This window comes from Paenibacillus amylolyticus (genome assembly GCF_001570725.1).
Classification (GTDB): domain Bacteria; phylum Bacillota; class Bacilli; order Paenibacillales; family Paenibacillaceae; genus Paenibacillus; species Paenibacillus amylolyticus_A.
The window spans coordinates 25,959-36,563 of record NZ_BCNV01000007.1 but is presented as its reverse complement, the minus strand read 5'-3'; the positions used below and the strand labels follow the sequence as shown (position 1 = coordinate 36,563).

The 10,605-nt window shown below is 48.8% G+C and carries 8 protein-coding genes; 4 read left to right on the top strand and 4 right to left on the bottom strand.

Translation table 11 applies throughout. From position 1 onward, the window contains the following. Nucleotides 1–62 precede the first annotated feature (62 nt). From PAHA3_RS25010 to mglC, 3 genes are all read left to right on the top strand, one after another. Nucleotides 63–1,124 (top strand): galactose ABC transporter substrate-binding protein, encoded by a 1,062-nt coding sequence (locus PAHA3_RS25010; RefSeq protein WP_062837388.1) that lies wholly within the window; start codon nucleotides 63–65, stop codon nucleotides 1,122–1,124. A gap of 74 nt (nucleotides 1,125–1,198) precedes the next feature. Next, a complete protein-coding gene (locus PAHA3_RS25005) occupies nucleotides 1,199–2,704 on the top strand; it encodes a sugar ABC transporter ATP-binding protein (protein ID WP_062837387.1) in 1,506 nt (501 codons plus the stop codon). Between the two features lie 15 nt (nucleotides 2,705–2,719). After that, the gene (mglC, locus tag PAHA3_RS25000; RefSeq protein WP_036606383.1) at nucleotides 2,720–3,739 is read left to right on the top strand and encodes a galactose/methyl galactoside ABC transporter permease MglC; all 1,020 of its coding nucleotides are present in this window, start codon (nucleotides 2,720–2,722) and stop codon (nucleotides 3,737–3,739) included. A gap of 238 nt (nucleotides 3,740–3,977) precedes the next feature. Here mglC and PAHA3_RS24995 read toward each other — a convergent pair whose 3' ends face one another. After that, on the bottom strand, nucleotides 3,978–4,313 hold the full coding sequence (locus PAHA3_RS24995; RefSeq protein ID WP_062837386.1) for a hypothetical protein: 336 nt from the start codon (nucleotides 4,311–4,313) through the stop codon (nucleotides 3,978–3,980). A gap of 276 nt (nucleotides 4,314–4,589) precedes the next feature. On the opposite strand from PAHA3_RS24995, the gene PAHA3_RS24990 reads away from it, so the two are divergent. Continuing rightward, nucleotides 4,590–6,146, top strand: coding sequence for an ATP-binding protein (locus tag PAHA3_RS24990; protein WP_235599563.1), 1,557 nt, complete (start codon nucleotides 4,590–4,592; stop codon nucleotides 6,144–6,146). 168 nt (nucleotides 6,147–6,314) lie between these two features. Here the strand turns inward: PAHA3_RS24990 and PAHA3_RS24985 are convergent, their stop codons facing one another. From PAHA3_RS24985 to PAHA3_RS24975, 3 genes are all read right to left on the bottom strand, one after another. Further along, the gene (locus tag PAHA3_RS24985; protein ID WP_082762996.1) at nucleotides 6,315–8,138 is read right to left on the bottom strand and encodes an ABC transporter ATP-binding protein; all 1,824 of its coding nucleotides are present in this window, start codon (nucleotides 8,136–8,138) and stop codon (nucleotides 6,315–6,317) included. Continuing rightward, nucleotides 8,131–9,915, bottom strand: coding sequence for an ABC transporter ATP-binding protein (locus tag PAHA3_RS24980; RefSeq protein WP_062837384.1), 1,785 nt, complete (start codon nucleotides 9,913–9,915; stop codon nucleotides 8,131–8,133). Before PAHA3_RS24980 ends, PAHA3_RS24985 begins: the two co-directional genes overlap by 8 nt. 103 nt (nucleotides 9,916–10,018) lie before the next feature. Continuing rightward, nucleotides 10,019–10,453, bottom strand: coding sequence for a MarR family winged helix-turn-helix transcriptional regulator (locus PAHA3_RS24975; RefSeq protein WP_062837383.1), 435 nt, complete (start codon nucleotides 10,451–10,453; stop codon nucleotides 10,019–10,021). Nucleotides 10,454–10,605 lie beyond the last annotated feature (152 nt).

Genomic DNA, 10,605 nt, shown 5'->3' with positions numbered 1-10,605 from the left:
TAAACCCTTTCATAATAAAGACATCGGTAAAGCCGAATGAACTTGGGGGAGGTCATTAGGAAATGAAGAAAACGTGGATGACACTGTTAATTACGGCATGTATGGTTGTGGCGGCGGGTTGTAGCAGTGGTGGAGACAGTGCAGGTGGAAGCACGGGAACGGATACAGGAGGCCAGACAGCAGCTGGGACGGAAACGCCCAAGATTGGTGTCGCTATCTACAAATTCGATGATACGTTCATGACGGGTGTACGTAATGCGATGACCGCAGCAGCGGAAGGCATTGCGACCCTCGATATCGTGGATAGCCAGAATGCACAACCGACACAGAACGAGAAAGTCGACCTGTTTGTATCCAAGAAATATAATGCAATGGCTGTGAATCCGGTAGACCGCACGGCGGCGGGTGTCATCATTGACAAGGCCAAGGCAGCGAACATTCCGGTGGTATTCCTCAACCGTGAGCCGGTAGCGGAAGACATGAACAAGTGGGATAAAGTGTACTACGTAGGAGCGAAAGCGGAGGAGTCGGGTACGATTTCTGGACAGTTGATTGTAGATTACTGGAAAGCACATCCGGAAGCGGACAAAAACGGGGATGGCAAACTGCAATACGTCATGTTGAAAGGGGAACCGGGTCACCAGGATGCAGAGCTTCGGACCAAATATTCGGTTCAGGCGATCCAGGATGCCGGTATCGAAGTGGAAGCACTGGCGGAAGACACGGCAATGTGGGACCGCGTGAAGGGGCAGGAGAAAATGCAGGCGTTCCTTGCTTCCCATGGCGACAAGATTGAAGCCGTGCTCGCGAACAATGATGATATGGCGCTTGGAGCTATTGAGGCATTGAAAGCAGCCGGATACTTCAAGGATGGCAAATCCATGCCGGTGGTAGGTGTGGATGCAACAGCTCCGGCTATTCAGGCTCTACAGGATGGTACGATGCTGGGTACGGTGCTCAATGATGCCAAGAATCAGGGTGCAGCTACGGTGGCCTTAGCTTCCGTTCTTGCCAAAGGTGAGACACCAACAAAGGAAAATACCCAATATGACATTACAGATGGTAAGTACGTCTGGATTGCCTACAAAAAGATTACGAAAGACAACATTGCCGACGCCCAATAACAGCACGAGACAGGGACGTCCGTCATTCGGGTAGCGTCCCTTTTTTGCCGGTCATATGGAAGGGAGGAACCAAGATGCAGTCACCTTACCTGCTGGAGATGAATGGAGTTTCCAAAGCATTCCCGGGTGTGCAGGCACTAAGTCAGGTCACATTGAAGGTGAAGCCGGGAACGGTTCACGCCTTGATGGGAGAGAATGGAGCGGGAAAATCCACGTTGATGAAATGTCTGTTCGGCATGTATCGCCCGGATGAAGGAACCATACGCATCGAAGGGAAGGATGTGGATATTCCGAATTCCAAAGCGGCACTTCAGCATGGGATATCCATGATTCATCAGGAGCTGAATCCGGTACCGCATCGTCCAGTGATGGAGAATATCTGGCTGGGTCGTTTTCCGATGAGGGGAATTCTGGTGGACGAGAAACGCATGTATACCGATACACTGGCTCTATTCAAGGACTTGAACCTGGATATTGATCCGAAGGCTCAAGCTGGAACACTATCTGTTTCCAAGATTCAATCGATGGAAATCGCCAAGGCGGTCTCTTTTCAATCCAAAGTCATCGTCATGGATGAGCCGACTTCCTCCCTGACGGGGAAGGAAGTGGATCAGCTCTTCGCCATTATTAATGAACTGCGCAGTCGCGGCGTGTCCATAATCTACATTTCTCACAAGATGGAGGAGATCCTGACGATCTCGGATGAAGTGACGATCATGCGTGATGGCTTCGTTGTTGGGACATGGGATGCTGCTGATTTAACGACAGATCTGATTATTACGCGCATGGTGGGCCGTGATCTGGATGAACGTTTCCCAGAACGGACAAACGTACCCGGTGAAGTGATATTGAAAGCCGAGGGTCTGACATCGAACCAGTCCAAATCATTTCGTGATGTATCCTTCGAGCTGCGAAAAGGCGAAGTGCTCGGCATTGGCGGCCTGGTTGGAGCACAGCGGACAGAACTAATTGAGTCCTTGTTCGGACTGCGCGGACTCGCTTCAGGTACCATTTCCATTCATGGGCGCAAGGTGAAGATTAACTCTCCTGCAGCAGCAAAGCGTCATAACATCGCGTTGCTCACGGAAGAACGAAGGGTCACTGGGATTTTCCCCGTGTTGTCGGTGTATGAGAATACGATCATCGCCAGTCTGGGGCGCTACCGAAATCGCGTGGGCTTGCTGGACGAGAAAAAGGGTCGGGAAGAGGCGCGGGAACAGACGCAGAAGTTCAGAACCAAAACGCCTTCAGTTAACACGCTGATTCGCAACCTGTCTGGTGGTAATCAACAGAAAGTTCTGCTGGCTCGCTGGTTGCTGACCGACCCGGAAATTCTGCTGCTGGATGAACCGACACGTGGAATCGATGTAGGGGCCAAGTTCGAGATATACACTATTATTACGGAACTGGCTCGTCAGGGCAAAAGCATTATTATGATTAGCTCAGAGATGCCAGAACTGCTGGGCATGTCGGATCGCATTATGGTGATGAGCGAAGGGCGTCTCACCGGAATCGTGGACGGAGCCGAGGCAACCGAGCAGGATATTATGAGGCTGGCCGCGCAGCAGCGGATGGCTTAGTCAGGAGGGAAACAGATGAACACACAGATGATCAATCAAGTGAAACAATATGTTACACAGCGCGCCATCTTTATCGTACTGATTCTGCTCATCATTGGGATTGCGATTGCCGATCCGAATTTTCTAGCCTTCTCCACACTGCGGGACATCTTACAGCAGTCCTCCACACGGGCCATTATTGCGCTCGGTGCAGCCTTTATCCTCGTCACGGGCGGGGTCGATCTGTCCGCTGGACGGGTGGTTGGACTGACGGCTGTCGTATCGGCATCGATGTTGCAAATTGATGAATATGCAAATCGCTTCTTCCCCGATCTGCCCCAGTTGTGGGTGGGTCTGCCGATCCTTGTCGGGATTACCGCAGGTCTGTTTGTGGGATTGGTGAATGGACTCATTGTCGCCAAATTGCATGTGCCCCCTTTTATTGCAACGCTGGGTACGATGGTTGCTGTGTACGGGCTGAACTCCATTTATTTTGATACGGAACCCAACCAATCGCAGCCGATCGGAGGCTTGAGACCCGACTTCACCGTCATTGGCTCTGGCTACATTGATCTGGGCGGTGGGTATTCCATTCCGTATATCGTATTGATTGCTATTGCGGTGGCTTTAATCTGCTGGGTGATCTTTAACAAAACACGGCTTGGCAAAAACATGTACGCCATCGGTGGCAACATTCAGGCAGCGCATGTATCCGGGATTCATGTGGCGCGCAACCTGGTTGCCCTGTATGCCATTGCGGGTGCATTGTATGGTCTGGGTGGTGTACTTGAAGCGGCTCGGACAGGTGGAGCTACGAACAATTACGGTAACATGTATGAGCTGGATGCGATTGCTGCATGTGTGGTAGGTGGTGTATCAACGGCGGGCGGTATTGGAACCGTGCCTGGAGTTATGGCGGGGGTACTGATCTTCGGGGTCATTAACTATGGTCTGACGTTTATCGGTGTAAGTCCATACTGGCAATTGATTATCAAAGGATTAATCATTGTTGCTGCGGTGGCTTTTGATATCCGTAAGTATATGGCAAAGAAATAGGATGAGCCTCAAGAGGTTACACCAGTCATTCCGATGACAGAACAACCTTCTGATCGCTGTTATCCCCAGATTTTTGGATTCCCTTCTAGAGAAGTGAAAATCCGGGGATAAAGGCGAACGCTCCGCTTCTTCAGGTTATTTCTGTCCTCTACGTTATCGTGTAAATAATTTGTTCATCTTATATGGAAAAGCAGCAAAGAAGCCAGCCCTCGGGATATAGAGAGCTGGCTTTAATTGTTTAACCATTGACCATCCAATCGATAACGGGGATAACGGGTCCAATAATACATAAGAGCAACATAAATCCGGCGACGTTATAAGAGACACTTGTGCCAAAATGTGCACGATATTTTTTGGCGATCCAGAAGGTGGGAATCCAGAAGATCGCTGCGACTACAAAGGGGATATGAAGTCTTTGATCTCCGTTGCTATAAATAGGCATGTTTATTAAGTTCAACAGGTAATGGCTGATCATAAAATTTTCTTTGCCCCATGGAAAGTTAAAGGCGAGACCCATCAACAGTACGAGCAGAGAGAGCGTTCCGAGGCCCAGTGGTTTTCGTTGTATTGTCATGTAGTTTCCTCCATAACTAAGATTTTATCCTAAATTAATCCATTAATGTATTGTAACACAATGATGATCGATGCGTAGAATAATTGTTTCACTTTTGCCTATTACAATTCATGCATATGTCCTATTGCCTTCATAATTTATACATTCATGCGAATTTGACGAGCCTCCACTAATCGACAACATCAGCTAATCATACTCGATATAATACATGTACATAAGTTGTTAGGTGTGATTTTTTATGTCAAAGGGGGGCGAGGCTATTTGCTAAGTTACACGATGAAAATGGTGATATTCCCACTAGGCTGTCTGCTTGTCATTCTGTCCTCTTATGTTCTAAGGCTTACCCCTCATCCGGCATTCATGTTGTTAGCGGGGACCTTATTTGTAGCGAGTATTTATGGGGAGCGAAGATATCCTGTGCTGCGGAAGTTTCATTGGATTTTTCTCGGACTATTCCATTATTTCAGTCAACTGAACTGGTGCAACATGCTGTATTATATGCTCATCATTTCGGTGATTCAGGATAAACAACGCGTAGCACAGACTTTACCAATCTCACTGCTGCTCATGCTGCAATATACGGTGATTCGGCTTTCGTATGTGCCTGTAGATACATATGCTTTGCTGGTTTCGTTATTTGATCTATTAACCTCGGTTGTAATCATTTTTTTGTATCACACGATGATTAACAGTGAGGCTGAGAAGCGTCGGCTTCGGGAAAAAAATCGGTTTCTGACCCTTCATGATCCGCTTACCGGATTGTTAAATTATGAAGGTTATATGGAAGTGCTGCATAAGACGGTGGAAGAGCGTCGCTCTTTTCTGCTTGTCCTTTTGAATGTCAATAATTTTAGCGGATTTAAAAAAGATTCAGAAGATCCCTGGTGCTCCGTGATCACGGGTACAGGCGAAATGATTACTAATCAGTTTACCGATGCGTATGGCATATCCCGATATGCTGGAGATCGTTTTGCAGTCGTTTTGCCGGAGATACAGGACGTGGAAGAACGAATGGCGTCATTACTTTCCGTTCAGCTTCAAGGCCTGCAGGTTAGCTATAGCATCTCTCTATACCCGGAAATGTCGGACACCTTGCAGCACTTTATGACGGTTGCCGAGGACAGGTTACTTCAACAACAGCGCAGCAAATGGCTAAAAAATGAAGAAGAAGTATTCCGTTCCGAAAGACTGAGAGCGGTAGGGGAACTGGCTGCTGGTATGGCTCACGAAATTCGTAACCCGCTCACCGCGATACGGGGATTCCTACAGCTGTCACGTGGACAAGCGTACAATATCGCTCCGTGGTATGAAGTGATTATGGGAGAGGTGACGAGGGTAACCGATCTGACGGCTGAATTTTTACAATTTTCCAAACCACATGCCAATCACATGAAACCGGAACAGTTGGGGCATTGTCTTGAACGTGTCATGTCTTTGACCGAGTCAGATGCGGCATCCCGAGGGCATCGAATTACGCTTGAGATGACGAGTGAGCCAATCGTGGTCAACATGGACCGGGATAAAATCGTGCAGGTATTGATCAATCTGATTCGTAACGCTTTTGAAGCGATGGAAGACCCTGGTGAGGTTCATATGGATTTGTTGCAGGACGGGGAAGCAGTACTCGTCTCCATTACTGATACGGGCAGTGGCATTCCGGAAAATTCGCTTTCCACGATCTTTAATCCATTTTATACGACCAAAGAAGAAGGTACGGGACTCGGACTTGCACTCTGCCAGAAAATCGTTCAGGACCACAACGGTAAAATTACCGTCCATAGTGAGATGGGGGTGGGTTCCACTTTCACGCTTCATCTGCCAATGGAGGCGTAACTGGTATAACAGGATCAGGGAAAGCAACAACATAGTCATTAAACAAAATAACGCCGCATGGGTCCTTGAGAACCCATGCGGCGTTTAGTATTTCGGTTAAACCTAATGGGCAGAAGCCACATCGGTTCAGATCAAACTATATTTGGTTGAACTAATCATTAGTTCGACTTATTTTAGTTGTCCCTGATGTAACTGATAGTAGAATCCTTGTTGCTGCATCAACTCATCATGATTTCCCCGTTCAGCGATCTGTCCATCATCTATGACGAGAATCTGATCGGCTTCGCGAATCGTGCTCAGCCTGTGGGCGATGACGAAGCTGGTGCGGTCCTTCATCAATGTGCGCATCGCTTCCTGGATCTGCATCTCCGTACGCGTATCAATACTGCTCGTTGCTTCATCCAGAATAAGAATGGCTGGATCAGCCAGAATTGCCCGGGCAATGGTTAACAGCTGTCGTTGTCCCTGACTCAGATTGCTTCCTCCAGAAATGATAGGGGTATCGTAGCCCTGGGACAGTTTGCGGATAAACGAATGTGCATTCGCAAGTTCAGCCGCTTGCCTGATCTGTTCATCCGTTGCGTCCGGCTTGCCGTAGGCGAGATTGTCGCGAATGGTACCTGAGAACAGGTAGGCATCCTGAAGCACAATGCCGAGTTGCCGCCGCAATTGATCCTTCTCCAGTTCGGAGATGTCATATCCATCGATGGTAATCCGTCCGCCTGTAATCTCGTAGAAACGGGGTAACAGGTTGATAATGGTCGTTTTACCTGCACCGGTGGGTCCAACGAGTGCAATCATCTCACCCGGTTTTGCGGTAAAGCTGACCTTCTTCAGAATGTCTCGCTCCGCACTGTACCCGAAGGAGACGTCTTCAAATACCACTTTGCCTTGAATCTGATCCAGTTGTTTCTTCTGTTCCTCCACGTATTCGCCAGGCGTATCCATGATGTGGAACACCCGTTCAGCACCTGCGATTGCAGCCTGAATCAGATTGTACTGATTGGCCAGATCGTTAAGCGGCCTCTCAATCTGGCGGGAGTAAGCGAGAAAACTGACGATCAGTCCGATGGACGTCAGATCATGATAAGCCATCCATCCACCTACAGAAGCCAAAATGGCAAACCCGATGTTGTTCATCACGTTCATCGTAGGTCCAACCAGACCCGAAACAGTCTGGGCTTGTGTGCTGGATGTGCGAAGTTTCTCGTTCAGGTTTTCAAAATGCTGGTGTGCCTGATCCTGACGGTTATAGGCCGCTACGACTTTTTGTCCAGCAATGGTTTCCTGAGCATACCCGTTAAGCTCACCAAGTAATTTCTGCTGGGCGGTGAAGTGTTTACGTGTTCTCGAAGCGATCAGGCGAGTGGCAATGGTAATCAACGGTACCGTTATCAGACTGAGCAGGGTAAGCCGGACATCGAGTGCAAACATGATCGACAAGGAGCCGACGAGCAGAATGGCACTGGACATCAACTGGGTTACGCTTTGATTCAGCGTGGTGGACACGTTATCGATATCATTGGTGGCCCGGCTCATCAGATCCCCGCTTTGATTTTTATCAAAAAAGCTAACAGGCAGCTCTTGTAGTCGGGAGAACAACGCATGCCGCAGATCCTTGACGGTCAACTGTGACACACCAATCATGACATAGGATTGAGCCCACATCAGGAGTGAGCCGAGGACATAAACACTCAACAAGAGAAGACATTCCTTCAGCAAACCCGTTGTTATTTTGGGAACGATATGTTCGTTAACGGCGCGGCCGAGAAGATAAGGTCCTGCCAGATTGAGCAGTGTTCCGAGAGCAGTCAGCACTAATGCAGCAATAACTCCTTTGTGATGACGACCCATGTATGACCATACCCGGATGAGGGCGTGGCGAGCATTTTTGGCTCTGACTTTGGGAACAGGGCCTCTGCCCGTTGGACCAGGTCTTCCGATAGGAGGCACGACGGTTTGTTGAATGGAGGAAGATGCAGGTTTAGCCAAATTGAACATCCTCCTTCCGTTGCTGCGAATAATAGATCGCCTGGTAGTGTGATGAATGAGCCATAAGGTCATCATGTGTGCCCCTGGCAACGATCTGTCCTTCATCAATGACATATATACAGTCTGCATCCTTCACGGAGGAGATTCGCTGTGCAATCAAAAATGTCGTGCTGTCTTTCATCAAAGATTGCAAAGCCTTCTGAATGCTCGCTTCCGTACGCAAATCCACAGCACTGGTGCTATCATCCAGAATTAACACTTCCGGTCGCATGAGTAGGGCGCGTGCAATGGATATACGCTGTTTCTGTCCACCGGACAGATTGACCCCGCGCTGACCCAGCTCCGTGTCATAGCCATCCTTCAGTTTCATAATAAAATCATCCGCTGCTGCAGCTTGTGCCGCAGCACGCAATTCAGCATCTGTTGCATCGGGCCGGCCGAAGCAAATGTTATCCCGGATGCTGCCGCTGAACAGAATGGATTCCTGCAGCACAATGGAAACTCGGCTGCGAAGGTCCTGAAGATCCCAGTGACGAACATTCACTCCATTCACGAGCACTTCCCCCTGCGAAGCATCATACAGACGGGGAATCAGCTGCACCAGCGAGGTTTTGCCTGAGCCTGTTGAACCGATCAGGGCCACTTTCTCACCCGGGCGAGCCATCAGATTAATTCCGGTAAGTGTATGGTCTCCGTCATAACAGAAAGATACGTCCCTGAACTCCACTTGACCCGCTACGCGCGAGGGAATAGGAGTCGGTTGGGTTGAGGGCTGATTACGATTAGACTGGTGGGAATGTGCATTCCCGGAGTTATCGAATCCCGATTGAATATCCGGCTCTGTATGTAACACCTCGTTGATTCGCTCAGCAGATACCTTGGCTCGGGAGAAGCTCATCATCATCATGCCGATGGACGTGAGGGACGAGAGTACAACCGTGACATAGTTGATAAAAGCGATCAGATCCCCGGCAGCAATATCGCCTCCCACTACCTGGAAACCTCCGAACCATAGCACCGCTACAATCGTAGCATTCAGCATGAGGCTGAGCACAGGTGCATTCAGTGTGACAATCCGCCAGGCTTTCACAGCAGTTGACGTGTAATCTTCATTGGATTGCTTGAAGCGCTTTTTCTCCAGACGCGCACGTGCAAATGCCTTGACGACTCGGATGCCAGCGAGATTTTCCTGAAGAACGGCATTGACCTGATCGAGCTTGCTCTGAACACTGGCGAACAGCGGATAAGAAGCTTTTATCAGAATAAATAAAATAATAAACAGTACCGGCACAGTCGCAATAAGAATGAGTGCCAGCTTCACACTGATCGTAAACGCCATGATGATACTACCGATGATCAGCATCGGCGAACGGATAAACATCCGCAGCAGCATCTGTACAAAGGTCTGCATCTGCGTAATGTCACTCGTCAGACGAGTAATCAGGGATCCTTCCTGAAACGTATCCAGATTACGGAAGGAGAAGGTTTGAATATGGTCAAACAGTTCCTGGCGCAGATCCGTGCCGTATCCCACGGCAGCCTTGCTTGAATAGAGTGTACAGCCTGCGCCGCCGACCCAGCCAATTAACGCAACAAGTAGCATAATCAGACCTGTAGTTACGATATGGGACAGGTTGCCTGCAAGCACACCATCATCCACGATGCTGGACATCAGCTTGGGCTGGAGCAGGTCCATGGCAACCTCAAGTACCATGAGCAGCGGGGCGAGGATCGCCGCCGACTTATACGGGGTCAAGAATCGTTTTAACGTCCACAATAGGAAATCACCTCAATCTTCATAGCATAAGTGAATCAATTCCATCACACCTTTAGCTGCTTCAATCCAGTTGTTGTTAGCGCTGTCGCGAGTATGCATCACTTCAAGATTCACGCAGGTTTTGGAGCATACGCTGTGCGAGTGCAGACATCAGCTGGGATTCTTCCGGTGTAAAATCTTTCTCGGCCTGTCGTTCCAACTCCTGAACTACTTCTCTCAGTTCTTGTAGTGCAGAGCGCCCCTGATCCGTCAGGAATACTCGCAGACTGCGCAGATCCTTCGGGTCCGCTTCACGTCTCACATAACCGGACGTTTCCATGCGCTTGAGCATGACGGTTACGGTTGCGGGACTGCGTCGAAGTTGTTCGGCCAGATTTTTCTGGGATTGGCCATCCTCCCGTTCAAGCTGGAACAACAAAGGAGGCTGTCCCGGATACAACTCGGGGTGGTTCACAAGTTTCTCATGAACTTTGTAGCGTTTCAGCTTCACGAGTTCGGATAGCTGTCCCATTAACCGATCATTTTGGACTGGGTTCATATCATCCGCTCCGTTCATATCCTTTTAGTTAGTCGACTAACTAAATCATAAGTTTGATTTGACATATCGTCAAGCCAATACACTTCATTTATTTTGAACTGGAAATATTGACCTGAGATAAAATGATGTGATAAATTGATATAATCTAAATG